Origin of the sequence: Reyranella sp., from assembly GCF_965227665.1 — a bacterium.
In the GTDB taxonomy this organism is placed as follows: Bacteria; Pseudomonadota; Alphaproteobacteria; order Reyranellales; family Reyranellaceae; genus Reyranella.
Genome location: NZ_OZ245767.1, coordinates 868,381 through 894,318, shown reverse-complemented (window position 1 = coordinate 894,318; position 25,938 = coordinate 868,381). Strand labels below are relative to the sequence as shown.

Genomic DNA, 25,938 nt, shown 5'->3' with positions numbered 1-25,938 from the left:
TGGCGCCGACATCGACACCAACAGTCATCGGGGACCAAATCATGCAGCGGCTCAAATTCGGCGCCTTCCTCGCCCCGCACCATCCGATCGGCGAAAATCCGATGCTGCAGTTCCGGCGCGATCTCGACCTCGTCGAGCAGCTCGACGGGCTGGGCTATGACGAGTTCTGGTGCGGCGAGCATCATTCCAGCGGCTGGGAGATGATCGCCTCGCCCGAGATGTTCCTGGCGGCGGCCGGCGAGCGCAGCAAGCGCATCAAGCTCGGCACCGGCGTGATCTCGCTGCCCTACCACCATCCCTACAACGTCGCCCAGCGCATGGTGCAGCTCGACCACATGACCGGCGGTCGGGCGATCTTCGGCTCGGGTCCCGGCGCGCTCGCGTCCGACGCGCATACGCTCGGCATCGACCCGATGCTCCAGCGCGACCGCCAGGACCATGCGATCGGCATCATCCGCCGCCTCTTCAAGGGTGAGAGGGTCACCGACAAGACCGACTGGTACACGATGCAGGACGCCGCCCTGCAGCTCCTGCCGTTGCAGGAGGACATGCCGTTCGTCGTGGCCTCGCAAGTCAGCCCCTCGGGTATGACGCTCGCCGGCAAGCACGGGATCGGCATCATCTCCATCGGATCCATGTCGAACGAGGGACTGCTGGCCCTGCCGACCCAGTGGAAGTTCGCGGAGGACGCCGCGAAGAAGCACGGCCAGACGGTCGATCGCCGGAACTGGCGCGTGCTGCTGAGCTGGCACGTGGCCGAGACACGTGAGAAGGCCCGCGAGGAGGCCCGTACCGGCCTGATGCGGTGGCACAACGAATATATCGTGGGCACGCTGCAGCGGCCGGGTGCGGCGCCCTTCACCGATCCGGACGACGCCGTGGACAAGACGGCCTTCACGCCGGGCTCCGCCGCCACGATCGGCACGCCGGACGACCTGGTGAAGGTCATCAAGGACGTCTACGCCAAGAGCGGCGGCTTCGGCACGGTCGTGGGCTTCGTCCATGACTGGGCCAACCCCGAGAACACGCGCCGCAGCTGGGACATGGTCGCGCGCTACGTCATCCCGGAGATCAACGGCTATGTGACCAAGCTGCGCGAATCGCAGAAGTTCCTGATCGAGAATCGTGGCGTCTTCGAGCGCGCGCAGCAGGCGATCATGGCGAAGATCATGCAGACCGACGGTGGCGCCGAAGCCCTCAAGGCGACCAAGGCGCCGCGCTTTGCCGCGGCGTCGGCGGCGGTGCCGGACTTCGACAAGGAAAATGCCCGCTGATGGGAGAGAAGGCGGCGCCGGAAGGCGCCGTCTCAATTCTGCTGCTGCCGCCAGACGATGATCGAACTCATCGTATAGTTGAAAGTGGCGCCGACGATGACGCCGGCGATCCCCGCGATCCACCAGTCCTTGTTCGAGAGAAAGAGCCACGACGCCACGCCGATATTGGCGAGCGCCCCCACGCCGCAGACGACATAGAACTTCAGAAGACCGGCCAGGGCTGCGGTGCCCTTGAGCTTCATGTCGCTATAGGTGAGCTGGTTGTTCACCAGGAAGTTCGACGTCATCGCGGCAACGGTCGCCAGCGACTGCGCCGCATCGAATCCCAGTCCGGCCAGCAATCCTGCGCGCAGCGCGAGGAGGTGGATCGCAATGCCGGTCGAGCCAACGACCATGAAGAACAGGAAGCGGACCGAGACCATGCCGCCGGTCATCCGATGCAGGAGAAGCCCCAGGAAATCGAGAATTGCGCGCGTGTCGAACTTGGACAGACCTTCCTGGCGTGAGCGGAAGCGGTAGGCGACCTCGGCGATACGGACCTGCCCCCGGGTGCTGGCCAGGATGTCGACCAGGATCTTGAAACCCGATGGCACGAGGCGCGGCGCCACGGCCTCGAAGACCTCGCGCTTCAGTGCGAAGAAGCCGCTCATCGGATCGGAGACCCGCCGCCCGATGAGGAGAGAGGCGAGGCGGGTCGCAACACGGCTCGCGAAGGCGCGCCGGGCGGTGAACCCGTCGACGCTGCTGCCGTCGCCGACGAAGCGACTCCCGATCACAATCTCCGCCTCGCCGTTCTCCAGCTTTGCCACCATGGCGGGAAGAACCGTCTCGTCGTGCTGGAGATCGGCGTCCATCACGGCAACATAGGGCGCGGCCGAGCTGAGGGCGCCCTCGATGCAGGCGCCCGCCAGGCCGCGTCGGCCGACCCGGCGGATGCAGCGTACGCGGGCATCCGCTCGAGCGAGTTCCTTGGCCACTCTCCAGGTGCCGTCCGGACTGTCGTCGTCCACGAAGACGACCTCCCAGGGGATCCCGCCCATCGCCTTCTCGAGCAGGCACACGACCCGCGGCAGGTTCCGTGATTCGTTGAAGGTCGGGACGATGATCGAAACCGTCGGGGAAAAGCGCTGCATCCGGCGCGAGTATATTGTTGGGGGCAGCCCCCTCCCAATGCGAATTGCGCGACGGCGTCAGAAATTGAGTCTGTTGAACAGAAAGTCGGGCAGGGCGCGCGCCACCAGCATGATGTACCTCCAGCGCCGCGGCAGATAGGCCACCGGCGTGCCGCGTCGCATTGCCTCGACGGTGCCGCAGGCTACCTGCTCGACCGGGGCGAGACGCCGTCCCTGCGCCTTGTACGGCGCCGCCATGGGCGTATCGGTCGGGCCGGGCTTGATGAGGACGATCCGGACGCCGGAGCCTGCGAACCGGTGGCGCAACCCCTGGGCGTAGCGGTCCATCAGGGCTTTCGACGCGCCATAGACATAGTTCGCGCGACGGCCGCGGTCGCCGGCAATGGACCCGATCATGCCGATCGTGCCGTGGCCCGCCCGGCCCATGGCGCCCGCGAGTGCCTCGGCGAACAGCACCGGCGAGAGTCCATTGACCTCGATCGATCGGCGCGTCTGCGAAATGTCGTCCTGACAGGGTTGCTGGGGCGAGAGAACGCCATGGGCGATCAGCGCCAAGTCGAGCGGCCGCCCGGCTGTCCAGCGCGCCACCGCAGCGGTTATGGCGGGCGGCGAAAGGAAATCCATCGTTTCGACCGAGACCTCGGCCTGGGCGTCGAGCCCTCGCAGATCCTCCGCAATGCGCTCCGCCCGCGCCCAATCGCGCGCGACCAGGATGATTTCGATCGGACCGCCCTGCACCCACAGGCGGCAACAATGTTCCGCAATGGACGAGGTCGCGCCGATCACGACGATGCGCGTCTTGGGGGCCGGATCAGATGTCGTGGACGTGTTCAACGTCGACCATGATCGGCGGAGCGGGCACCTTGGCCCGGATCAGAAGCATGCAGGGCCGGGTGGCTGGGGGACCTGGATTCGAACCAAGACTAACCGGGTCAGAGCCAGTTGTTCTACCGTTAAACTATCCCCCAAGGACCCTGCGGACCTCGTTGGCCGCACGATTTAGCGATGACGGAACGGATTGGCAAGCGGGGCCTCGCCGTGGACTGTTTCCTCGGGTACGATCTTCCCAAGGAAGATTTTGAATGACCGGGGAATCCACGCCCAAGGGAGGCTGGCACAGCGGTCGATTTGCGCACACGTTCGCCGCCATTGATCTCGGCACCAACAATTGCCGGCTCCTGGTGGCGAAGGCATCGGTCGAGGGTTTTGAGGTGATCGATGCTTATTCTCGCCCGGTACGGCTGGGCGAGGGGGTGGCGCTGAGCGGTTCGCTGTGCGGCGAAGCCATCGAACGCACGCTGCATGCGCTTGGCGTCTGCGCGGCCAAAATCGAACGCAATCGCGTGACCCGCGCCCGTCACATCGCGACAGAAGCCTGCCGCCGCGCCGGCAACGCCGGGGACTTTCTCAGCATGGTCAAAGCCCGCACGGGGCTCAGCTTCGACCTGATCCAGCCGCCGGAGGAGGCGAGGCTTGCTCTGGCGAGCTGCGAGAACCTGCTGGACCCCGACATCCCTTATGCCCTGCTGGTCGACATCGGCGGCGGTTCCACCGAGGTGAGCTGGATCAGGGTCCGGCCACGCCCCGGCCGTCCGGGCTGCGCGACCACCGAGCTGATCGGAATGACCTCGGTGCCCTGGGGAGTGGTGACGCTCACCGAGTCCTGCACGCGCGGCCAGCCGCGCGGACGGCCGCTCAGCCCGGCCTGCTATGCCGACATGGTGGAGCGCATCCGCAGCGATCTCAGGCCGTTTGGCGCCCTATATGACATCGGGGCGGCGATCGCGCGCGGCGAGGTGCAGATGATCGGCGCTTCGGGCACCGTCACGACGATCAGCGCACACCATCAGGGCCTGAAGCGCTATAACCGCACCCTGGTCGATGGTTCGAGGATCGGCCGAGAGGAAATTTTGCGTATCTGTGAAGAACTTTCCACGATGTCGGTCGACCAGCTCACGCATCTGCCCTGCATCGGCGACGATCGCGCCGATCTGGCGCTGGCCGGGGGGGCGATCCTCGAGGCCGTTTGCCGGCAGTGGGCGGCGCCGGTGGTGCGCGTGGCCGACCGCGGCCTGCGCGAGGGCGTGCTGATGGACCTGATGCGCCAAGCCGACCGCGAGGCCGACCAGGCCTGCCGCCGGGGAGGCTGACCATGGCAAAAGGTACCAAGGGCAGCGTCCCGACGGGCCGGCGCGCGACCGTCCGCGTGAAGACGGCGCGCGGGCGCACCGTCTCCTCCCAGCGCTGGCTGCAGCGCCAGCTCAACGATCCCTATGTCGAGGAGGCCAAGAAGCGCGGCTATCGCTCGCGCGCCGCCTTCAAGCTTCTCCAGATCGATGACCAGTTCCATTTTCTGAAGCCGGGCGGCCGGGTCATCGACCTGGGGGCGGCACCGGGCGGGTGGACGCAGGTTTCGGTCGAACGGGTGAGTTCGGGCAAGACCAAGGGCGTGGTGATCGGCATCGATCTCACGCCGGTCGAGCCGATCGCGGGGGCCACCGTTCTCGCCAAGGACTTCTATGACGACGATGCGCCCGCCCTGCTTACGGAGCTGCTGGGCGGCCCGGCCGATGTCGTTCTGAGCGACATGGCGGCCGCGGCGACCGGCGAGACCCAGGTCGATCATATGCGGATCATGGGGCTGGCGGAGGCGGCGCACGATTTCGCCCGCGAGATCCTGAAGCCCGGCGGCGCCTTCGTCGCCAAGGTGCTGCGGGGCGGCACCGAGCGGACGCTACTCGACCGGCTGAAGAAGGACTTCGAGAAAGTCCGGCATTTCAAGCCGGAGGCCAGCCGGGCCGATTCGGCGGAAATGTACGTCGTTGGGACGGGCTTCCGCGGCTAAAGTCCGCCGCATCAGTCTCCGACCGGAGAAATATTCATGTCCCTCGGCATGTACGGCGCTTCGATCCCCGTCTACCAGCGCCAGCTCGGCGCGCTCGCGAAGGTCCTCGAGAAGGGCTCGGCCTGGGCGGTCGCGAAGAAGGTCGACGAGGCGGTTTTGGGTGCGACCCGGCTGACGCCGGACATGCTGCCCTTCACGCGCCAGGTGCAGATCGCCTGTCGTTTCGCCGAGGAGAGTGCGGCCCGCCTCGCTGGCGCCGAAGTGCCCGCGCCGCATGACAATTCGGAAAAGACGCTGGGCGAGCTGCAGAAGCGCATCGCCGCCGTGAGGACCTACCTCGAGGGCTTCAAGGCGGAGCAGATCGACGGCAGCGAGGGCCGAGAGGTCGTCCTGACCATCGCCGGCACCCCGCTCAAGCTCAACGGCGAACAATATCTTCTGCACTTCGCGCTGCCGAACTTCTATTTCCATTGCACCACCGCCTACGCAATCCTGCGCCAGTCCGGGGTCGAGATCGGGAAACGCGATTACCTGGGCGCCGTTTAGAAATACTCGTGCATAACCGCCACGCGCGAATGCCTTGGGCTTGGCGCTTGGCTTGTGCGCGGCGGTGTGTATAAAGGCTCGCCAACCCGGCGGCCCTCTCCGAGGGCCGCCGTTTTTATTTCTCCCCGACGGAGGTTGGTATGCAGATTCAGGAAGCGCTGACCTTTGATGACGTCCTCCTGAAGCCTGCTGCCTCGTCGGTTCTGCCCGGACAGACCGACACCCGCACACGCCTCACGCGCACCATCGAACTCAACATTCCGCTGATGTCGGCGGCGATGGACACCGTCACCGAATCGGGCATGGCGATCGCCATGGCCCAGGCCGGCGGCATCGGTGTCATCCACAAGAACCTGGAGCCCGAGGCGCAGGCCAACGAGGTCCGCCGGGTCAAGAAGTTCGAAAGCGGCATGGTGGTGAACCCCGTCACCATCCATCCCGACCAGACGCTGGCCGAGGCGCTGGCGCTGATGGAGGTCAACCAGATCTCGGGCATTCCCGTCGTCGAGCGCGGCAGCGGCAAGCTGGCCGGCATCCTCACCAACCGCGACGTCCGCTTCGCCACCGAGAGCGGCACGCCGGTCAGCACCCTGATGACCAAGGAACGCCTCGTCACCGTGACCGAGGGGGCGACGAAGGAAGAGGCCAAGCGGCTGCTCCACCAGTTCCGGATCGAGAAGCTGCTGGTCGTCGACGCCAACTATCGCTGCATCGGCCTGATCACCGTCAAGGACATCGAGAAGGCCAACAAGTTCCCCGGCGCCAGCAAGGACGAGAAGGGCCGGCTGCGCACCGCCGCGGCCACCGGTGTGGGCGAGGACGGGCTGCGCCGCGCCCAGCTGCTGATCGATGCCGATGTCGACGTGATCGTGGTCGACACCGCGCACGGCCATTCGCGCGGCGTGCTCGAGGCCGTGACACGCGTGAAGAAGCTCAGCAACTACACCCAGGTGATGGCGGGCAACGTCGCGACCCGCGAGGGCGCCCAGGCGCTGATCGACGCCGGCGCCGACGCCGTGAAGATCGGCATCGGCCCGGGCTCGATCTGCACCACCCGCATGGTGGCCGGGGTCGGCGTGCCGCAGCTCACCGCGATCATGGAGGCGGCCGAAGCCTGCCGCGCCGCGGGCGTTCCCGCGATCGGCGACGGCGGTATCAAGTATTCCGGCGACCTCGCCAAGGCGATCGCCGCCGGCGCCGACTGCGCCATGATCGGCTCGCTGCTGGCCGGCACCGACGAGGCGCCGGGCGAGGTGATCCTCTACCAGGGCCGCTCCTACAAGTCGTACCGCGGCATGGGGTCGATCGGCGCCATGGCGCGCGGCTCGGCCGACCGCTACTTCCAGCAAGAGGTGCAGAGCACGCTCAAGCTGGTGCCCGAGGGCATCGAGGGCCGCGTGCCCTACAAGGGCGCGGTCGGTAGCATCCTGCACCAGCTGGTCGGCGGCCTGCGGGCGGCCATGGGCTATACCGGCAACGGCACGATCCGCGAGATGCAGAGCAATTGCCAGTTCCTGCGCATCACCGGTTCGGGCCTGCGCGAGAGCCACGTGCACGACGTCGAGATCATGCGTGAGGCGCCGAACTACCGCGGCGGCATGTAGCCCTGCTTCAGCGCCTCGGCGATCCGCTCTGCCGCGATCCGGTGGCCGAGCGGTCCGGGGTGCGAGGTCCGGAACATCGCGGCATAGCCGTCGCGCCTGACGCCTCCGTCGATCGCGTCGAACAGGTCGAGCGTGCCCAGGCCCGCGGCGCGTGCGCAGTCCAGCACGCTGCGCGAGAGGCGGCGCTGCTCGCCGGCATAGTCGGCGTTCTTCCAGACATAGGGATCGTATTCCGCCACCACGAGCGTCGGCACGCCGAGGCCGGCCAGCCGCTTCAGCAGCGGGCAGGCCATGGCCTCGCCGGCGCCGCGCGGCAGCACGCGGACATGGTCGATCGACCATTCGTACTGCCAGCCCTTGTGGCGCAGGATCGTGTCGACCAGCACCGACCAGCCGAATAGGCGTTGCCAGAGATCGAGGCTGGCTGCGGGAGCGGGCGAGGGCGGGACGGGGACGTTGCGCAGGGTGAGCGTCTCGCCGGCTGGCTCGAAATAGGGCTTCTCGGCGCCCCACACGCGGCTCATCTCGCTGCGCCGCAGATCGTCGGCGATGAACACCAGCACCAGCGCGGCCGGCTTTACGTCCGGCACCTGCTGCTCGGCGCGCAGGACGATCTGGTCGAGCCCGTAGCCGCTCACGCCGGCATTGACGGTGCGGCGGTCGATCAGCGGCTGCAGCAGGGCGGCCCAGGTCTCCTCGTCGCTCACCTCGTCGCCATGGGCGTAGGAATCGCCCACCACCAGCACCGGCGGCTCGGCCAGCACCGTGCCGGCCGGAGCCGGGGTGAGGCGGTGGCCGAACAGGTCATAGGTGACCCCGTCCTCGGAATATCCCGGTCGCAGGACGAAGCCCAGGTCGCTGTCGCGCTTCAAGCGGCCGGCGCCTGCCTTCAGCGTGGCCTGGCGCTCGGCGAGGATGATGTTGGACCAGTCCAGCAATGCGGATGGGCCGCGCCACAGGCGGCAGCCGACTTCGAGCAGGAACAGCGTCACCAGCACGGAGCCTATGACCAGCGCGGCCCGCCCGAACATGTCAGGTGCCCTTGTCGCCGAGAGCGCCGGCGATCAGCCGTGCCATCAGAGCATTGCCGGCGGCGTTCATGTGCCACAGCACGTAGAGATCGCGCGGCCGGGGCGCAGCCGCCAGGGCCTCGTAGGTGTCGAGCGTGGCCAGGCCGTTGCGGCGGGCGCACGCCAGCAGACCGGCCGTCAGGCGGCGCTGCTCGCCGGCGAATTTTGGATCGTCCCACACGACGGGATCGTAGGCGGCGACCAGCAGCACCGGCGCGCCGCTGCTCTTCTGCAGCCCGGCCAGCCGCGCGGTGAGCCGGCAGGAGATCCGTTCGCCCGTGCCGGCCGGGTGGACGCGGACATGGTCGCCGTACCAGTCGTGCAGCAGGTCGAGCCGCCGCATCAGGAAATCGAAGGCGGCGGAATAGCCCAAGGTCTGCTGCCAGAAGGTAAGCGTGGTCTGGGCCGGGGCACGCGGCGGGACGGGCACGTTGCGCAGCCCGAGCCCGTCGCCCTCGAGGTCGAAGTAGGGCTTGTCGGCGCTCCACATGCGTCGCATCTCGGTGCGGCGAATGTCGTCGGCGATGAAGGCCACGACGAGGGCGCCCGGCCGGTAGGCCGGCGCCAGCGCCTCGGCGCGCAGCACGATCTGGTCGAAGCCGTAGCCGCTCACGCCGCCGTTCAGGACGCGCCGGCCGGTGATCCGCTGCAGGTCGGCGGGCCAGCTCTCGGCGTCGCTGACCTCCTCGCCGAAGGTGAAGGAATCGCCCACCGCGAGGATCGGCGGCTGGTCGCCCACCGGGGCGGGCCCCGTGATGCGCAGCCCGTCGCCGTCGATCGTGATGCCGGGCGCGGCGTAGCCGGGGCGCGGCCGGTAGCCCAGGCGCCCGTCGTGCACCGAGCGGCCGCTGTCCGTCTCCGCCAGCACCTTGCGCGCATCGAGCACGAAGTTCGGCCAGGCGAACAGCCAGCTCCACGTCGCGGCGCGCACGCCGATCTCGATCAGGCCGAGGCCGATCGCGACCGAGACGAGGACGAGGATGGTGCGGCGGAGAAGCTCGGAGCGCGGGCGTTGCGCGTCGGGCGTATTCATCGTAGCGGCATGCTTTGACAAGGAGACAGACGTGACACCGGGCGCGCGGGTGGCGGCCACCATAGAACTCCTCGACGAAATCGTCAGCCATAGCGAAAGGCCGGCCGATCTCGTCGCCAATGCCTACTTCCGGGCGCGCCGCTTCATCGGCGGCGGCGACCGGCGGGCCGTGTCCGATCGCGTATGGAGCATCCTGCGCCGCTACGGGCAGCTCGCCTGGTGGCTGGAGCGCACGCGCCATCCGGATCGCGGGGCGCGCGCCATCGTGGCCGCCGATCTGATGCTGGTCGAGGGGCTAGACATGGCCGGGCTCGAAGCCCTGTTCGACGGCGGCACCTACCGCCCGTCGCGGCTCGACGAGGCCGAGTATCGCGCGCTGCGCCAGATGGAAGGCCATTCGCTGCCCCATCCCGAGCAGCCCGACTGGGTCCGCCTCAACGTCCAGGAATGGGTCGCGCCGCACTTCAAGGAAGCCTATGGCGAGGGCTGGGGCCGCGAGATCGCCGCGCTGGAGACGCCGCCGCCGGTCGACCTGCGGGTCAACCGGCTGAAGGCCAGCGTCGAGCAGGCGCGCGAGGCGCTGGCCCGCGACGGCATCGACACCGAGCCGATGCGCTACGCCACCGATGGCTTGCGCCTGCGCCGGCGGCTCTCGGTGGTGAAGGGCGACGCCTTCCAGAACGGGCTTGTCGAGATCCAGGACGAGGGCTCGCAGCTGGTGGCTGCCCTGGTCGATGCTCAGCCCGGCATGCAGATCGCCGACTATTGCGCCGGCGCCGGCGGCAAGACCCTGGCGATGGCCGCCCGCATGAACAACAAGGGCCGCGTCGTCGCGATGGACGTGTATGAGTCTCGCCTCGATCGCTCGGCCCAGCGCCTGCGCCGCGCCGGCGCCCATAACGTCGAGCGCCGCGCCATCGATGCGGACAACCGCAAATGGCTGAAGCGCCAGGCCGGCGCCTTCGACCGCGTGCTGGTCGACGCGCCCTGCACCGGCACCGGCACCTGGCGGCGCAATCCCGACGGCCGCTGGACCCTGCAGCCGAAGGATCTCGAGGAGCTGCTGCCCAAGCAGGCGATGATCCTCGATGCGGCGTCGAAGCTGGTGAAGCCGGGCGGGGGCCTGATCTACGCCACCTGCTCGGTGCTGCCGGCCGAGAACGAGCACCAGATCGCCGGCTTCCTGGAGCGCCACCCCGTGTTCGAGGTGGTGCCGGTGGGCGCGCTGTGGCGCGACGTGCTGGAGAGCGAACCGCCGCCCGAAGTCGAGAACGGTCCGTACCTGCGGCTGTCGCCGCTGAAGCACGGCACCGACGGCTTCTTCGCCGCCGCCCTGGTGCGCAAGGCGGCCCAGAAGGCGGCGCCGGTGTCCGCCCCCGAGACCACCGCTGCGGAGAGCACCGCCGAGGCGGCCCCGGAAGTGCCGGAGGAACCGGGCGAGGCCGCCGCGTGATCCGCATCCGCCGGGCCAGCCGTCACGACGCCGCGGCGATCGGGCGGGTCCATGTCGAGACCTGGCAGGCGACCTATGCCGGCCTGCTGCCCGACGCCATGCTGGTCGCCATGTCGGACGTGCGCCAATCGGCCTGGTGGTCGCAGCTCCTCAAGGACCCGGCCGAGGCGCGCGGCGTCTTCGTGGCCGACGACAGGGACATGGGCGTCGTGGGCTTCGGCAGCTGCGGGCCGGTGCGCGATCCGCCGGAAGGCCTCGACGGCCGCGAGATCAAGGTGGGCGAGGTCTACACGCTCTACGTCGAGCCCGATTTCCAGAATCTCGGCCTCGGCCGCAAGCTGCTGGGCGCGCTGTTCCGCCAGCTCCAGGCCGACCGCTGCGACACCGCGGTCCTGTGGATGCTGGCCGAGAACCCGACCCGCTTCTTCTATGAGGGGCTGGGTGGCGAGCAGGTGGGCGAGCGGGTCGACACGCTGGGCGGCACCGACGTCGACGAGATCGCCTACGCCTGGCGCGACCTCGGCGCCCCGCTGATCCGGCGCCGGCTGGCGGCGGAGGGGTGACCTCAATTCTTCCACCGCCCCGTCTTACGGGGGAGGCCGGGAGGGGGAAGGCAACGCGAAGAATTTCGGTCGGGAAGAGTTCAGACTCATGGCCTTTCCCCCTCCGGCCCTTCGGGCCACCTCCCCCGTAAGACGGGGGCGGTAAGATATGATCTTGGTTGCTGCCCCGGCCCGTCACGCTTATATCGCCCCATGACCGACCGTTTGCTGATCGTCGATTTCGGTTCCCAGGTTACCCAGCTGATCGCCCGCCGCGTGCGCGAAGCCGGGGTTTACTGTGAAATCCTGCCCTTCCAGTCCGTCGATGACGCGAAGATCAAGGCGTTCGACCCGAGAGGCATCATCCTCTCCGGCGGCCCGGCCTCGGTGACCGAGGGCCAGTCGCCCACCGCCCATCCCGCCATCTTCAAAGCCGACGTGCCCGTGCTGGGCATCTGCTACGGCGAGCAGACCATGGCCAAGGAGCTGGGCGGCTCGGTCGAGAGCGGCCATCACCGCGAGTTCGGCCGCGCCGAGGTCGAGATCAAGGCCTCGACCCGCCTGTTCGAGGGCGTGTGGGAGCCGGGCGACCGCAAGCAGGTCTGGATGAGCCACGGCGACCGCGTGACGAAGCTGCCGGCCGGCTTCTCGGTCGTCGCCACCAGCGAGAACGCGCCCTTCGCCGCCATCGCCGACGAGAGCCGCGGCTATTACGGCGTGCAGTTCCACCCCGAGGTGATGCACACGCCCGACGGCGCCAAGCTGCTGCGCAACTTCGCGCTGAACATCGCCGGCGCCAAAGGCGACTGGACCATGGCGGCGTTCCGCGAGCGCGCCATCGAGCAGGTCCGCGCCCAGGTGGGCAAGGGCAAGGTGATCTGCGGCCTCTCCGGCGGCGTCGACTCGAGTGTCGTGGCCGTGCTGCTGCACGAGGCGATCGGCGACCAGCTGCAATGCGTGTTCGTCGACCACGGCCTCTTGCGCAAGGACGAGGGCGAGCAGGTCGTCCGCCTGTTCCGCGACCACTACAACATCCCGCTGATCCACGCCGACGCCTCGGAGACCTTCCTGAAGGCGCTGGCCGGCGTCACCGACCCGGAGAAGAAGCGCAAGACGATCGGCGCGCTGTTCATCGACGTGTTCGAGGCCGAGGCCAAGAAGATCGGCGGCGCCCAGTTCCTGGCCCAGGGCACGCTCTATCCCGACGTGATCGAATCGGTGTCCTTCACCGGCGGCCCGTCGGTGACGATCAAGAGCCACCACAATGTCGGCGGGCTTCCGGCACGCATGAACATGAAGCTGGTCGAGCCGTTGCGCGAGCTGTTCAAGGACGAGGTGAGGGCGCTCGGCCGCGAGCTGGGCCTGCCGGCCGACCTGGTGAACCGCCATCCGTTCCCCGGTCCCGGCCTCGCCATCCGCATCCCCGGCGACATCACCCGGGAGAAGCTCGACCTGCTGCGCGAGGTGGACGCCGTCTATCTCGACGAGATCCGCAAGGCCGGCCTCTACGACGAAATCTGGCAGGCCTTTGCAGTCCTCTTGCCGGTGCGCACCGTCGGCGTGATGGGCGACGGCCGCACCTACGACCAGGCCTGCGCCCTCAGGGCCGTCACCTCGACCGACGGCATGACCGCCGACTACTACCCGTTCGACCACGCCTTCCTGGGCAGGGTCGCCAACCGCATCATCAACGAATGCCGCGGCGTGAACCGGGTGACCTACGACATCACCAGCAAGCCGCCGGGGACGATCGAATGGGAGTGACGCCCCGTGGCCGTCATCCCGAGCCGAGCACCGACCTCACCCTGAGGAGCGAACGCAGTGAGCGTCTCGAAGGGTGGGCACGCGCACGGCGTCTGTTGCCCATCCTTCGAGACGCGCCGCTTCGCGGCGCTCCTCAGGATGAGGTAAGGGCTTGAATCGATTCAATTCATTTCCCGCCAGCCTCTCAGGATGAGGTGGTTGCGGTCCACGGATCGATGACCGCCAGACCCGCCGCCTCGAACGGACTGACGTCGCGCGAAGCCACCGCGAAATCATGCGCGGCGGCGATCGCCGCGATATAGCCGTCGGGCGTCGGGAAGCCCCGTCCGGCGGCCCGCGCCCGGACGGCGAGATCGCCATAGCGTTGCGCCGCCTTCGTATCGAACGGCAGGATCCTCACGCCGAACAGCGCCATCACGCCCTCCAGCGCGGCCGCCAGCCCGTCCTTGCGGCGACCCTCGGGCAGGGCGCCGATGCCGAACGTGAACTCGGCGATCGTCACGCTGGAGAGATACAGCGTCTCTGGCGCCTGTTCGTCGAGCCAGTCACGGATCGCCGGATCCGGCTCAGGCTTCATCGCCTCCGAGATGACGTTCGTGTCGAGCAGGATCATCGCAGGCGCGGCGGCTCGGCCGGCGTGCCGTCTCGGGTCTCGCCGAGAGCTTCCCCGAGCGCGTCGACGTCGGCGTTGGTGACTCCCAGATTCCGGCTCATCTCCGCCAGCGCCGTCCCCAGCCGCAGCCGCCCCTCCGGCCGCACGGCCGCCTCCAGGATCGCGCGAATCTCCGCTTCCGTGCTGCGATTGTGCTGCGCCGCCCTGATCTTCAGGGCGCGATGGGTCTCCTCGGAGAGATTGCGGATGGTGACGGCCGCCATGGATCGTCCTCCCGTTGGCTCGATACGGTGATATCACAATGGGGTCGGTGATATCGTATTTCAAGCGGAGCGCGAGGGTGCGACATCCGTTTCGACTGTTTCGTTTATTTCGGTTATTTCGTTTATAGTCCAAGAATTGTCGCCGGGACGCCGGCGCAATCCGGGCTATCATGGCGGGCCTGGGGGAGAGGCAGCCCATGAAAAACCGGTCGAGCGCTCTGTTCGCCCTAATCTGTTCGCTCGGCTCGAGCCCCTGCGTCGCGGCGGACACGCCAAGCGGGCAGGGCTTCTACGTCGGATTGTTCGGCGGCGCCGGCACGGCCTCGTCGATGAGCGCGCGGCAGGAAGGGGGCTTCTACCTTCCCGGCCCCTTGAACACGCGCGTCGGCGTCGATGCGCAGGGCAAGACCGGCGGCGAGCCCGTCGGCGTGCTGGGCCTCCAGGCGGGCTACGAAGGGCAGCGCCAGACCTTCGGGCCATCGGAATGGGCCCTGAAACCCGCCGCCGAGCTGGAGGGCCTCTACATCGGGCAGCAATCGCCGGTCGGCGACATGCCCATCACCCCGAGCGTCCTGGGAACGCAGTACGTCACCCTCCCCATGACCGTCGGCGTGGTGCTGGCGAACGCGGTCCTCACCGTCCATACGCCCTGGTCCAGCAGGATCTTTCCCTACCTTGGCGTGGGTGCGGGCGTGGCGCGCCTCTCCATCCAGGGGGCCAATTCCACCAATCCCAGCGAGCCCGGCATCAATCATTTCGACTCGAGGCCGGATGCGTCGGCGACGGCCTTCGCGATGCAATTCAAGGCCGGCCTGAAAGGGGAGGTGGCCCGGAACCTGCTCCTGTTCGCCGAATACCGGCACCTTTCCATCAATCCGACGCAGTACACGTTCGGCGAGACGCTTCCCCCTCACTTGCCGACGGATCCCTGGACGGTGAGCCTCGGGCGCCAGTCCTACAACCTGTTCGTTGCCGGTCTGCAGATCAGGTTCTGAAGGGCATCACTCTCGCCAGCCAGCGACGTCATGCCCGCCAAAGATCATGCGGCGAACGAAAGGTTGAGCTAACGAGGAACTGAAGCCCGGTGCTGGCGCGCTGGCGGTGTCGAGCCGCTGCATCTGTTCGGCGGTCAGCCGTAGATCGCCTGCAGCAATGTTGCTTTCCAGCTGGGACACCCTGCTCGCACCGATCAGCGTCGAGGCCACACCGGGGCGGCTCATTGTCCAGGCCAGCGCCACCTGTGCGGCCGGTCGATCGAGTTCGAGGGCGACGGCTTTCAGGACATCGAGAATGTCCCAATTGCGATCGACGAATTTGCTGTTGCCGAACGGGTTGGCGCCGCTCAATCGGCCGGTGTCGGCGGTGTTCCCCCGCGCATATTTGCCGCTGAGGAAACCGCCCGCCAGGGGGCTCCACGGCATGACTCCCATGGCGCCTTCGCGCGCCACGGGAAAGTGCTCCGCCTCCACATCGCGGGCGACCAGCGAATATTCGAGCTGCATCGCGATCGGGCCGGGAACGCGGCGTTCGCCGGCGATCGTCGCGGCCTTCATCGCCAGCCAGGCGGGCATGTCCGAGAAGCCGTAATAGCGGATCTTGCCGGCGCGAACGAGATCGCCCAGCGTCTGGACGATTTCCTCGACGGGCGTCACGCCGTCCCAGATGTGCATCCAGTAGAGGTCGACATAGTCGGTACCCAGCCGTTTGAGCGAGGCATCGAGCGCGCGGCGGATGTTCTTCGCGCCCGCGCCGCCCGCATTGGGATTGCCGCCCCCGGCCTGGGTCGCGGTCAGAGGGCTCGCCGAGCCGTTGAACCCGAACTTGGTGGCCAGCACGACCTCGTCCCGGCTTCCACTTTCGGCGATGAACCTGCCGACCAACGTCTCGCTCTCGCCACCCGAATAGATGTCGGCGGTGTCCACGAAGTTGCCGCCCGCCGCGCGATAGGCGTCGAAAATGGCACGGGAGGTCGCTTCGTCGGCGCCCCACGCGCCGGGACCGAAGGTCATCGTTCCGAGGGCGAGCGGGCTGACGACGAGGCCGGACCGGCCAAGCGTGCGGAAATCGGTGAGGGACATGATGTACTTTCCTAGCGTTCGCTATGAAAGCCATGATAGACAAACCCGGTCCCGTCCATTTATTTCAGAGTGATCGCTATGAAAGGCCCGGAAGAGCCGTCCCCCGCGCGCCGCAAGACCGGACGGCCGCTGTCGTTCGACCGCAACGCCGCGCTCGAACAAGCGATGCTGACCTTCTGGCGGCATGGCTATGAGACGACCTCGATCGTCGATCTCACGACGGCGATGGGGGTGACGGCACCCAGCCTCTACAGCGCCTTCGGCGACAAGAAGCGGTTGTTTCTCGAAGCCGCACGCCGCTATGCCGGAGACCTCGAGGCGATGGCCCGCGAGTTCCAGGGCGCGCCGACGGCGTATGACGCGGCAAACGCCATGCTGACCCGTGCCGCCATTGCCTATACGGGGGACACCACCCCCAAAGGGTGTCTGCTGGCCAGCGCGACCGCGAGCGGTTCGGCCGAAGCGTGCGACGTGCAGGGCGAGGTTGCCGGCATCCGCAGCGCCATCGCCGCCTGCCTCGAAGCAAGGATCAAGGCCGACGTGGTGAAGGGCACACTGCCCGCCGCCACCGATGCCGCTGCGCTGGCCGGCCTCATCATGGCCGTCGCGCAGGGAATGTCGGTTCTGGCGCGCGACGGAGCCTCGCGCTCGACCCTGTTCGGGATCGTTGCGGCGGCACTGGCGGCGTGGCCACAGACCGATGTGGCCCGCGCGGGTTCAGATCGGGACGACGGTTGAACGCTGGCTTGCAGTCGAACCGACGGTCCGGAGACGGCGCCGTCGGCCCCTCGATGAGGCACGGTGCGTCGACGCGATCGTGCGGCAGCGCCGCCCGGAAGGTCATGGTCGTCCAGCAGACATGCGGCGCCTCGGGAGCAGGCGCTGCCCCCGTGGAGCGCAGCCAAGTAACGGAATCAGATCAGCCCATCAAAGGGGACTCCTTTCGATTCCTTTTTAGATCATGACGCTCCAGGTCGACGCCGTCTGCCTCGACGAGACCCGCAAGGCCGGCCCCTACGACGAGACTAGCAGTCCTTCGCGTGCTGCTGCCGGTCCGCACCGTCGGCGTGATGGGCGATGGCCGTACCTACCATTAGGCCTGCGCCCCGAGAGCCGTCACTTCGACCGACGGCTTAACCGCCGACGACTATCCATTCGACCACGCCTTCCTCGGCCGGGTTGCCAACTGTATCATCAACGAATGCGGCGGCGTGAACTGGGTCACCTGCGACATCACCAGCAAGCCGCCGGAGAACGATTGAGTGGGCGCGAGCAACCCCAGTGTTGACCATGGGGGATAACTACACAGTAAAGATGGCAGCGCGGATATTCCGACTGATCTCGACTAACAGTTCGATCCATTGCGGACGGCGACCCCTTAGGCGCTGAGGCCTCTCTCGCTGGGGTATCGGACCGGCCGCTTCTGCCAAACTTTGGTCATTTAGACAAAGACGGTGAGCGACACTTACGCCGCTGCGATCGGCCAGCTCAATGAGTTCGTGTTAGCGAATACATGTAAGCCATCGGGTGCTTCATCATCGTTTCCCGCTGCTTGCGATTGAAACTGAAGCTACTGCTGAAGAAATCAGCAACCGCTTTTCCAATTTCTTTCGATTCGGAGCCGGCGGCCGCGGCCGCGCCGGCGGTCAGCGCCACGGGTAGCCCGAGCCCGGAGGCGAGAGAGAGCGCCGTTACAACGGTCGCAACGACGACCGGCCTCAGCACAAGATCCAATCTGCTAGCACCAAGCGCTTCTCGGAGGTCCTTGAGATCAAAGTCCATCTTCTCTCGGAATTGGCGATTTAGCTCGTCCCGTTCAAACTGATCCAGCGCCTTGCCCAAAGCGATTGTGTGGGCTTGGACTGCGTCGGCATAAGCATGCCGCATCTTCGTATAGTCTCTCCCATGTCGTTCGGACGCCTCACGCTTTCGTAGCGAGATGAGATTCTCAATAGGGATGCTTGTCGCGTCGATCAGGTCAAGGGTGATGGGAACTACCTCGGCCTCTGTCGCGGATCGCTGATCCCCGCTTCCGATCATGCCATAAGCCATCATTCGGTCGGTCACGCGCGCAAATTGAGAACCGGCGCACGCGTCCGCGAGTTTGGCCATTACGAGCAAGCCGCCTTCTTCTGTGAAAGGATAATCCCCATTCGGAAGCGGCAGTTCGGTGAGACGATGGCTACGCATCAAGTTCCAAGTCGCTTCCGAGAGCTTCTGCGGCCAAATTTCATATGGGTCGTTCGGTTGGTCCACCTGACCGACATAATATAGGTTTGAGGGAAGCATCCCGGCCTTAAGCGTTTTCTCTATATCGGCGTGCATCCGCTTCTGCTGCGACTCGTTCGGTACGATCGAGGAGCCGATCAACTCCCAAGCCTCCGCCATGTCTCGGCGACCCGAATAGTCTGGTCGATAGTCGTTCATTGGAACGATCGTGTGAAGTTTATCCCAAAGCAGCAGCGAGGACTGCATGATTGGACGGCTGTGAACCTGAGATCGCGGATAATATATGGCGGATCGCATGGGCGGCTCCAAGCTGTTCGGGTACGTTGTGCCAACTAGGGCTCTGCGGACGCTGACGCCGTAATGATTGAAAGGCTGGTTGAAGGCGCTGTGGGGTGCGTTTGCGGATTGGATGTTGACGCTGGAACGGTGGGGAGAAGCGTCCGTCATCTACCTACCGACCGCTATGAAGCGATCGCGTAGGATGCTGTTTATGCCTTTAGTCGATGACTGCTCTGAAGCCAGGGAAGTAGGTGGAGATGGGCGTATCTGCATCGGCGTCAGATTCTAGTGCACGACGCACTTGGCTGCCGATTTCCGAGCGATAGGTCTCAATCTTAGGCACAAGCGAATAGATGGTGGAGTTGTCGATCCTTATCGTTCTCATCTGCCCAATGTCGAATGGCAGACTATCTCCCACTCGTACGATTTGAACTACTGGCAGCCGCGTGGCGTGACGGAGTGCTAGTTCGTAGAAAACGTTTGGATTGTGGAAGGAGAGGTCGGCAATTACAAGTCGAGCGCGCATGATGTATTCGATCACCTGCCGAGTAATCATCCCTGGCTTGTCGATGGCGTCGGCACGGATCACTTTAAGGCTAAAAGGTTCAAGAGCTGGCTCGACAATATTGCCCAGAAACAAGTCAGAGTGAGCGCGTTGTTCGGAGCCCGTTTCTCCGATGGGAGTTATGTAGAAACACGTTGTTTGAAAATCCGCATGCTCCTGCGTAACAATTTGACCGCGCGCCGGTTCTCGGAGTTCGTGTCCGAGCGTTCCCGCTGAAGTCTGTTGGCCTACGGTTGGTCCTGAGGCCGGAATCATGTCTGTCAGGTGTTCAACAGTAATGATGCGCTCGGCGCCAGACAGCGTCTGCAGTAATCCCACGAACCGCAGGTTCACGACGAAGGTGTCGACGCCTTCTTCGGCGAAGGCATCGGCAACGCCTTGCTCTTTTATTGCGTCGATGAGTACGGCGCGGGCAGGTAGCTTGGTGCCCTTGAACCGCTCATAGAGGTGATTGAATGGTTCAATGTCTTGAATGGCGAGCTTCACGCGTATGCGGGCTTGCTCGCGGGCAGGAGCGCTTTCATCAACAGCCTTTGCGCCGTCAGGGGTGAGCTCTAGATACTCCGCGGCATAACTGCCGGATATAAGCCCATAGCGGTTTGCATTTGTAATCAACATCCGGCTAGCACCGCTCTCCGGCGCTTTTTGGATATCGTCGAACAGAGTGAGGCGGCGAACTTTCTGGCCACTTCCAACGCGCAACAAGTCGACCGCCAGCGACATGGCCTCCTCGAACGAGGCTGCAGGAAAAGGACGCTGTGTTCGTGATCGGCGCTTTGCGAGTGTCTCTTCAGTAGTTGGCAGAGTCGCGGTCCTATCCGCCGACGACTTTCGTGGACGGGATTTGCGGGCTTTTTGAGCGTTAGTGTTCATGGGCTACATCATACACTGAGAGCGCGGCACGCACGGGTTGTGGATATCTTCCGATTATGCTCGATAAAGTGACCCCACATTCGGACGGCCAGATCGGGTGAAGGTCGAGCGTCGCTGTATCACTATCCCCAATGCTCTCGGCCGGCTCGTCCTGTAACTGGCGCCGAAATAGGGTGGAGTCTAAGCCCAAACTGAACTGGGCAGGGGGCGGCCGTACCTGTCTGCAGCGCTCGCATCCCGCCCATCCGCAACCTCATCCTCGTCCTCAGGGACCAACTGAGCACTTGCAAAGGTTCTTGCTTCGACGGGGATCGCTTGCCGCCGTCAGGCCCGGCCTCTCGACAGGATCCGGCGGCTCAGCGATTTGACCCGGCGCCAGAGCGGCGACAGCACGCGGCTGGTCAACGGGATCGCCAGCAGCCCGATTACGAGTCCGGCCACGCCGAAGCCGGCGGCTTCCACCGCCCAGGCGACGACCGGCTTGGCCACGGGAACGGCGCGCGCGACGGCGGCGCCGGCGTCGTGCAGCATATGCGTCGGTCCGCCCAGGCCATAGGCGTCGAGGCCGTGCAGGATGATGCCGCCGCCGACCCAGATCATCGCCGCCGTGCCGATCGCCGCGAGCGCCTTCAGGAGATGCGGCATGGCCCGCACGATCGCGCGGCCCGTGACGCGCAACGGCGCGGCCAGCGCCGAGGCCGGCGACAACCGGGCCAGCGCCAGGCCGAAATCGTCCGCTTTGACGATCAGGGCCACGGCGCCGTAGACCGCCGCGGTGATGCCGACGGCCACGACGGCGAGGATGATCGCCTGTTTCAGCCAGCCGTCCGCCGGCAGGGCGGCCAGCGTGATCGCCATGATCTCGGCCGAGAGGATGAAGTCGGTCTTGATGGCGCTCGCGATCTTCTGATCCTCGAGGGTCTGCGCATCGAGGACGACCGGCTCGATCGTCGCCTCATGAGCCTGCGCCGCGTGCGGGAAAACGACTTCGTAGAGCTTCTCCGCGCCTTCGTAGCAGAGGTACGCCCCGCCGATCATCAGAAGCGGCGTGATCGCCCCGGGCAGCAGGACGCCCAGGGCCAGGGCCGCGGGGAGGAGGATCAGGAGCTTGTTGCGCAGCGAGCCGAGCGCGATCCGGCCGATGATCGGCAGCTCCCGCGCCGGGCTGAACTCGGTGACGTAACGTGGAGTGACGGCCGTGTCGTCGATGACCACGCCGGCCGCCTTGACGCCGGCCTTTGCCGCCTGTCCGGCGATGTCGTCGATCGAGGCGGCGGCGAGCTTCGCCAGGGCCGCGATGTCGTCGAGCAGCGCCACGAGACCGACGCTCATGGCCGCACCTCATGCTGAAGCGACCAAGGACGCCGAAGCGACCGGGGAGAGCAGCTCAAGGGGCCCACTTACCTCATCCTGAGGAGCGCCGTGAAGCGGCGCGTCTCGAAGGATGGGCAACAGGCAAGGTGCGCGTTCCCACCCTTCGAGACGGCCCTTCGGGCCTCCTCAGGGTGAGGTCGGTGCTGGAATGCTCGGCTCGATTCAATCTGGCCCATGAACGCTCTAGGTGGGGGATGGCGAAGCCGCGGTCAAGGCTGGGCGGACGACGCTTTGAGTCCTCACGGCGACCGATCGGTGAACCGGGCAGGGGCTTCGGCCGTATCTGTCAGCAGCGCCCGCATGCCCCCCATCCGCAACCTCATCCTCGTCCTGGGCGACCAGCTCTCGCCCGCGATCACCAGCCTCGCCGCCGGCGATCCGGGGCGGGATCTCGTGCTCATGGCCGAGCTGGGGGACGAGGCGCGCTCGGTGCGCCATCACAAGAAGAAGATCGCCTTCCTGTTCTCGGCGATGCGCCACTTCGCCGAGGAGCTGCGCGGGCGGGGCTGGACGGTCGAGTACGTGACCCTGGACGCCGCCGGCAATCGCGGCTCCTTCACCGCGCAGCTGGGCGAGGCGATCGCCCGCCATGGCCCTGAGCGGGTGGTCGTCACCGAGGCGGGCGAGTGGCGGGTCCGGCAGATGCAGGCCTCGTGGGCCGAGCGGTTTTCACTGCCCGTGGACATCCTGCCGGACGAGCGCTTCCTGTGCTCGTCGGGCGATTTCGCGCGCTGGGCGGCGGGGCGCACGGCGCTGCGGATGGAGTATTTCTATCGCGAGATGCGCCGGCGCACCGGGCTGCTGATGGACGGCGACGCGCCCGCCGGCGGCCGCTGGAACTTCGATGCGGAGAATCGCAAGCCGGCCAAGGCGGATCTGTTCATGCCGCGGCCGCCGTCGTTCGCGCCCGATGCGGTGACGCAGGAGGTGCTGGCGCTGGTCGAGGCGCGGTTCGGCGATCATTTCGGCGATCTCGCGCCGTTCGGGTTCGCCGTCACCCGCGCCGATGCCGAGGTGGCGTTCGAGGCGTTTGTGGAGCGCGCGCTACCGAAGTTCGGCGACTATCAGGATGCGATGCTGGCGGGCGAGCCGTTCCTCTATCACGCCGTCATCGCGCCGTATCTCAACTGCGGCCTGCTCGATCCGCTGCGCGTCTGCCGCCGGGTCGAGATCGAGTGGCGGGCGGGGCGGGTGCCGCTGAACGCGGCGGAAGGGTTCATCCGGCAGATCATCGGCTGGCGCGAATATGTCCGCGGCATCTACTGGCTGAAGATGCCGGGCTACGAGCGCAGCAACTTCTTTGGCCACACGCGCAAGCTGCCCGGCTTCTACTGGACGGGCGAGACCGCGATGGCCTGCGTGCGCGCGGCGGTGACGCAGACGCGCGAGCAGGCCTATGCCCATCACATCCAGCGGCTGATGGTCACCGGCAACTTCGCGCTGCTGGCCGGGATCGATCCGCACGAACTGCACGAATGGTATCTGGCGGTCTATGCCGACGCCTATGAGTGGGTCGAGCTGCCGAACACGGTGGGCATGAGCCAGTTCGCCGATGGCGGCCTGCTGGCCTCCAAGCCCTATGCGGCGAGCGGCGCCTACATCAACCGCATGTCCGACTATTGCGGCGGCTGCCGCTACGACGTGAAGCAGCGGACCGGGCCGCGGGCCTGTCCCTTCAACGCGCTGTATTGGGATTTCATTTCGCGCCATCGCGGGAAGATCGGCCGCAATCCGCGCATGGCGCAGATGGTCCGCACCTACGACAAGTTCCCGGCCGACGAGCGGCACCGCATCGCCGACAGCGCCGCCGCTTTCTTGGCGAGCCTGTGACCGCCAAGTCTGTGACCGCGAAGCGCTACACCAAGTCGACCCTGCCGCAGAAGACCTGCGCCGCCTGCGGCCGCCCCTTCGCCTGGCGCAAGAAGTGGGCGCGCGACTGGGACCAGGTGAAGACCTGCTCGGAGCGCTGCAAGGGCGAGCTGCGCCGCAAGGCGCGGCCGCCGGCGAGCGTGCCCTAGGGTCTTTCCGACTGAGACAGAATCACGTCGGACCTCCCAGGAAACACCTCACCCTGAGGAGCGCGCCGCAGGCGCGCGTCTCGAAGGGTGGGCACGAGCACCCCGTCTGTTGCCCATCCTTCGAGACGGCCCTTTGGGCCTCCTCAGGATGAGGGTTTGTGGGTGAATTTTAGGCGGAAAGAGTCTGGCCTGCCGGGCAGCGGCGACGGCCGCCCGCCGAGTCCGAGGGGACAATCGGCCGCAAGACCGTAACCCGGCTGTGGCTTGCGTTGGCGCTGCTTTCCCGCCAGCAACGCCCCCATGATCCGTCTCGACAACATCAGTAAGCAGAACGGCCACCAGATCCTGTTCATCGACGCGTCGATGGGCCTCCAGAAGGGGGAGAAGGCGGGGCTGGTCGGACCCAACGGCGCCGGCAAGACGACGCTGTTCCGCATGATCTCGGGCCAGGAGCAGCCCGATGACGGCCAGGTGACGATCGATGCCGGCATGACCATCGGCTATTTCAGCCAGGACGTCGGCGAGATGTCGGGCATGAGCGCCGTCGCGGCGGTGATGGACGGCGTCGGGCCGGTGAGCGCGCTGGCGGTCGAGATCGCGCAGCTCGAGGCGGCGATGGCGGACCCTGCGCAGGCCGACAACATGGACGCGCTGGTCGAGCGCTATGGCGAGGTGCAGGGACGCTTCGAGGAGCTCGACGGCTATGCGCTCGATGCCCGCGCGCGCGAGGTGCTGGCGGGGCTGTCGTTCAGCCAGGAGCGGATGGACGGCGATGTCGGGCTGCTGTCCGGCGGCTGGAAGATGCGCGTGGCGCTGGCCCGCATCCTGCTGATGCGGCCCGACGGCATGCTGCTCGACGAGCCGTCCAACCATCTCGATCTCGAAAGCCTGATCTGGCTGGAGGACTTCCTCAAGAACTACGAGGGCGCGCTGCTGATGACCAGCCACGACCGCGAGTTCATGAACCGCATCGTTGGCAAGATCATCGAGATCGACGGTGGCACGCTCACCACCTATTCGGGCAACTTCGACTTCTACGAGGTCCAGCGGGCGCTCTCCGAGAAGCAGCGGCAGGCGCAGTTCGAGCGCCAGCAGGCGATGCTGGCCAAGGAGATGAAGTTCATCGAGCGCTTCAAGGCGCGCGCGAGCCACGCCGCCCAGGTGCAGAGCCGGGTGAAGAAGCTCGACAAGATCGAGAAGGTCGAGCCGCCACGGCGCCGTCAGTCGGTGCGGTTCGAGTTCCGCGCGCCGCCGCGCTCGGGCGAGGACGTGGTGAGTTTCCGGCGCGTCCACAAGGGCTATGGCACGCAGCCGATCTACCAGGGGCTCGACCTCAGGCTGCGCCGGCAGGAGCGCTGGTGCGTGCTGGGCGCCAACGGGGCCGGCAAGTCGACCCTGCTCAAGCTGGTGGCCGGCGCGGCCGAGCCGGACGAGGGCAGCGTGACGCTGGGCGCCAGCGTTAAGATGGGCTACTTCGCGCAGCACTCGATGGACCTGTTGGACGGCGAGGAGACGATCTTCGAATCGCTCGACAGCTCGTTCCCGCAGGCCGGCACCGGCGCCCTGAAGTCGCTGGCCGGCTGCTTCGGCTTCTCCGGCGACGATGTCGAGAAGCCCTGCCGCGTGCTGTCGGGTGGCGAGAAGGCGCGGCTGGTGATGGCCAAGATGCTGTTCGACCCGCCCAACTTCCTGGTGCTCGACGAGCCCACCAACCATCTCGACATGGCGACCAAGGAGATGCTGGTCGCGGCGCTCGCGGACTTCGAAGGCACCATGCTTTTCGTGAGCCACGACCGCCACTTCCTGGCCGCGCTGTCGAACCGGGTGCTGGAAGTCACGCCCGAAGGCGTGCATCAATATGGCGGAGGATACACGGAATACGTGTCCTCGACGGGCAGGGAGGCGCCGGGCCTGCACCCGGGCTGACGGAAATTCTTCAGCGCAGTGTCGGCTTGCGCCGGCCTCGTTCGTCGTTCCGGGGGAAGGACAACCCCGAACAAGGAGACGGACATGCGCGTGATGGTGCTGGTGAAGGCGACCGAGGATAGCGAGAAGGGGTTCGTCCGCTCGCCGGGGACGGCAGCGTTGATGGAAGCCATGGGCCGGTTCAACGAGGAGCTGCAGAAGGCCGGCATCCTGCGCGACGGCGATGGGCTCAAGCCCACGTCGGAGGGCCGGCGCGTCGCCTTCGATGGTGCGGGCCGCACGGTCCGGCAGGGGCCGTTCTCGCCGGCGCGGGAGCAACTGGCGGGTTTCTGGCTGTGGGAGGTCAAGGACATGGACGAGGCGGTGGCCTGGGTAAAGCGCTGTCCCAATCCCATGCCGGGACCGAGCGAGATCGAGATCAGGCCGCTCTACGAGATGTCCGACCTGGAATGAGAC

At 66.6% G+C, this 25,938-nt stretch carries 24 protein-coding genes, 1 tRNA gene and 1 pseudogene; 15 read left to right on the top strand and 11 right to left on the bottom strand.

Going from position 1 to position 25,938, the window contains the following annotated elements; genetic code table 11:
• Positions 1–41 precede the first annotated feature (41 nt).
• Positions 42–1,274: an LLM class flavin-dependent oxidoreductase gene (locus ACO07I_RS04340; RefSeq protein ID WP_422014676.1), complete on the top strand. Its 1,233-nt coding sequence runs from the start codon at positions 42–44 to the stop codon at positions 1,272–1,274.
• Positions 1,275–1,306: 32 nt separating this feature from the next.
• On the opposite strand, the gene ACO07I_RS04335 is transcribed toward ACO07I_RS04340, so the two are convergent.
• The 3 genes from ACO07I_RS04335 to ACO07I_RS04325 all read right to left on the bottom strand — a co-directional run bounded on the left by ACO07I_RS04335 (position 1,307) and on the right by ACO07I_RS04325 (position 3,375).
• Entirely contained in the window at positions 1,307–2,407 is a 1,101-nt protein-coding gene (locus tag ACO07I_RS04335) for a glycosyltransferase family 2 protein (protein WP_422014674.1), read from the bottom strand.
• A 57-nt stretch (positions 2,408–2,464) separates the two neighbouring features.
• Positions 2,465–3,241 (bottom strand): SDR family NAD(P)-dependent oxidoreductase, encoded by a 777-nt coding sequence (locus tag ACO07I_RS04330; protein WP_422014672.1) that lies wholly within the window; start codon positions 3,239–3,241, stop codon positions 2,465–2,467.
• Positions 3,242–3,301: 60 nt separating this feature from the next.
• Positions 3,302–3,375, bottom strand: a tRNA-Gln gene (locus ACO07I_RS04325).
• 114 nt (positions 3,376–3,489) lie between these two features.
• Here ACO07I_RS04325 and ACO07I_RS04320 point away from each other — a divergent pair.
• The 4 genes from ACO07I_RS04320 to guaB all read left to right on the top strand — a co-directional run bounded on the left by ACO07I_RS04320 (position 3,490) and on the right by guaB (position 7,402).
• Complete coding sequence (locus ACO07I_RS04320; protein WP_422014670.1) at positions 3,490–4,557, top strand: Ppx/GppA phosphatase family protein; 1,068 nt, start codon at positions 3,490–3,492, stop codon at positions 4,555–4,557.
• A 2-nt stretch (positions 4,558–4,559) separates the two neighbouring features.
• Positions 4,560–5,252, top strand: a complete 693-nt coding sequence (locus tag ACO07I_RS04315) for an RlmE family RNA methyltransferase (RefSeq protein ID WP_422014668.1) — start codon at positions 4,560–4,562, stop codon at positions 5,250–5,252.
• 36 nt (positions 5,253–5,288) lie between these two features.
• A complete protein-coding gene (locus ACO07I_RS04310; RefSeq protein ID WP_422014666.1) occupies positions 5,289–5,798 on the top strand; it encodes a DUF1993 domain-containing protein in 510 nt (169 codons plus the stop codon).
• 140 nt (positions 5,799–5,938) lie between these two features.
• Positions 5,939–7,402, top strand: coding sequence for an IMP dehydrogenase (guaB, locus tag ACO07I_RS04305; protein ID WP_422014664.1), 1,464 nt, complete (start codon positions 5,939–5,941; stop codon positions 7,400–7,402).
• Here guaB and ACO07I_RS04300 read toward each other — a convergent pair.
• Both ACO07I_RS04300 and ACO07I_RS04295 read right to left on the bottom strand, forming a co-directional pair.
• On the bottom strand, positions 7,384–8,433 hold the full coding sequence (locus ACO07I_RS04300) for an SGNH/GDSL hydrolase family protein (RefSeq protein WP_422014662.1): 1,050 nt from the start codon (positions 8,431–8,433) through the stop codon (positions 7,384–7,386). The genes guaB and ACO07I_RS04300 overlap by 19 nt on opposite strands.
• A 1-nt stretch (position 8,434) precedes the next feature.
• The gene (locus ACO07I_RS04295; protein ID WP_422014660.1) at positions 8,435–9,505 is read right to left on the bottom strand and encodes an SGNH/GDSL hydrolase family protein; all 1,071 of its coding nucleotides are present in this window, start codon (positions 9,503–9,505) and stop codon (positions 8,435–8,437) included.
• Positions 9,506–9,536: 31 nt separating this feature from the next.
• Between ACO07I_RS04295 and ACO07I_RS04290 the strand changes: the two genes are divergently transcribed.
• The 3 genes from ACO07I_RS04290 (at position 9,537) to guaA (ending at position 13,264) form a co-directional block, all read left to right on the top strand.
• Entirely contained in the window at positions 9,537–10,958 is a 1,422-nt protein-coding gene (locus ACO07I_RS04290; RefSeq protein WP_422014658.1) for an RsmB/NOP family class I SAM-dependent RNA methyltransferase, read from the top strand.
• Positions 10,955–11,521 (top strand): GNAT family N-acetyltransferase, encoded by a 567-nt coding sequence (locus tag ACO07I_RS04285; protein ID WP_422014656.1) that lies wholly within the window; start codon positions 10,955–10,957, stop codon positions 11,519–11,521. The genes ACO07I_RS04290 and ACO07I_RS04285 overlap by 4 nt, the downstream gene beginning before the upstream one ends.
• A 192-nt stretch (positions 11,522–11,713) precedes the next feature.
• Complete coding sequence (guaA, locus tag ACO07I_RS04280) at positions 11,714–13,264, top strand: glutamine-hydrolyzing GMP synthase (RefSeq protein WP_422014654.1); 1,551 nt, start codon at positions 11,714–11,716, stop codon at positions 13,262–13,264.
• A gap of 184 nt (positions 13,265–13,448) precedes the next feature.
• Here guaA and ACO07I_RS04275 read toward each other — a convergent pair whose 3' ends face one another.
• Positions 13,449–13,877 (bottom strand): type II toxin-antitoxin system VapC family toxin, encoded by a 429-nt coding sequence (locus ACO07I_RS04275; protein WP_422014652.1) that lies wholly within the window; start codon positions 13,875–13,877, stop codon positions 13,449–13,451.
• Complete coding sequence (locus tag ACO07I_RS04270) at positions 13,874–14,140, bottom strand: FitA-like ribbon-helix-helix domain-containing protein (RefSeq protein WP_422014650.1); 267 nt, start codon at positions 14,138–14,140, stop codon at positions 13,874–13,876. The genes ACO07I_RS04275 and ACO07I_RS04270 overlap by 4 nt, the downstream gene beginning before the upstream one ends.
• A gap of 197 nt (positions 14,141–14,337) precedes the next feature.
• Between ACO07I_RS04270 and ACO07I_RS04265 the strand changes: the two genes are divergently transcribed.
• Entirely contained in the window at positions 14,338–15,135 is a 798-nt protein-coding gene (locus tag ACO07I_RS04265) for an outer membrane protein (protein ID WP_422014648.1), read from the top strand.
• Positions 15,136–15,141: 6 nt separating this feature from the next.
• Here the strand turns inward: ACO07I_RS04265 and ACO07I_RS04260 are convergent, their stop codons facing one another.
• Positions 15,142–16,218: an aldo/keto reductase gene (locus tag ACO07I_RS04260; protein ID WP_422014646.1), complete on the bottom strand. Its 1,077-nt coding sequence runs from the start codon at positions 16,216–16,218 to the stop codon at positions 15,142–15,144.
• Positions 16,219–16,296: 78 nt separating this feature from the next.
• On the opposite strand from ACO07I_RS04260, the gene ACO07I_RS04255 reads away from it, so the two are divergent.
• Both ACO07I_RS04255 and ACO07I_RS04250 read left to right on the top strand, forming a co-directional pair.
• Positions 16,297–16,956 (top strand): TetR/AcrR family transcriptional regulator, encoded by a 660-nt coding sequence (locus ACO07I_RS04255; RefSeq protein ID WP_422014644.1) that lies wholly within the window; start codon positions 16,297–16,299, stop codon positions 16,954–16,956.
• Positions 16,957–17,188: 232 nt separating this feature from the next.
• Positions 17,189–17,487: pseudogene (locus ACO07I_RS04250) on the top strand (GMP synthase (glutamine-hydrolyzing)); the annotation flags it as partial.
• A 219-nt stretch (positions 17,488–17,706) separates the two neighbouring features.
• Here ACO07I_RS04250 and ACO07I_RS04245 read toward each other — a convergent pair.
• The 3 genes from ACO07I_RS04245 to ACO07I_RS04235 all read right to left on the bottom strand — a co-directional run bounded on the left by ACO07I_RS04245 (position 17,707) and on the right by ACO07I_RS04235 (position 21,496).
• Complete coding sequence (locus ACO07I_RS04245; protein WP_422014642.1) at positions 17,707–18,645, bottom strand: hypothetical protein; 939 nt, start codon at positions 18,643–18,645, stop codon at positions 17,707–17,709.
• Positions 18,646–18,943: 298 nt separating this feature from the next.
• Positions 18,944–20,014 (bottom strand): hypothetical protein, encoded by a 1,071-nt coding sequence (locus tag ACO07I_RS04240; protein WP_422014640.1) that lies wholly within the window; start codon positions 20,012–20,014, stop codon positions 18,944–18,946.
• A 474-nt stretch (positions 20,015–20,488) separates the two neighbouring features.
• Positions 20,489–21,496, bottom strand: a complete 1,008-nt coding sequence (locus ACO07I_RS04235; protein ID WP_422014638.1) for a DUF808 domain-containing protein — start codon at positions 21,494–21,496, stop codon at positions 20,489–20,491.
• A gap of 342 nt (positions 21,497–21,838) precedes the next feature.
• Between ACO07I_RS04235 and ACO07I_RS04230 the strand changes: the two genes are divergently transcribed.
• From ACO07I_RS04230 to ACO07I_RS04215, 4 genes are all read left to right on the top strand, one after another.
• Positions 21,839–23,368: a cryptochrome/photolyase family protein gene (locus ACO07I_RS04230; protein ID WP_422014636.1), complete on the top strand. Its 1,530-nt coding sequence runs from the start codon at positions 21,839–21,841 to the stop codon at positions 23,366–23,368.
• A complete protein-coding gene (locus ACO07I_RS04225) occupies positions 23,365–23,556 on the top strand; it encodes a DUF2256 domain-containing protein (RefSeq protein ID WP_422014634.1) in 192 nt (63 codons plus the stop codon). Before ACO07I_RS04230 ends, ACO07I_RS04225 begins: the two co-directional genes overlap by 4 nt.
• A 300-nt stretch (positions 23,557–23,856) precedes the next feature.
• The gene (locus ACO07I_RS04220) at positions 23,857–25,482 is read left to right on the top strand and encodes an ABC-F family ATP-binding cassette domain-containing protein (protein ID WP_422014632.1); all 1,626 of its coding nucleotides are present in this window, start codon (positions 23,857–23,859) and stop codon (positions 25,480–25,482) included.
• A gap of 84 nt (positions 25,483–25,566) precedes the next feature.
• Positions 25,567–25,935, top strand: a complete 369-nt coding sequence (locus ACO07I_RS04215) for a YciI family protein (protein ID WP_422014630.1) — start codon at positions 25,567–25,569, stop codon at positions 25,933–25,935.
• Positions 25,936–25,938: the final 3 nt, after the last annotated feature.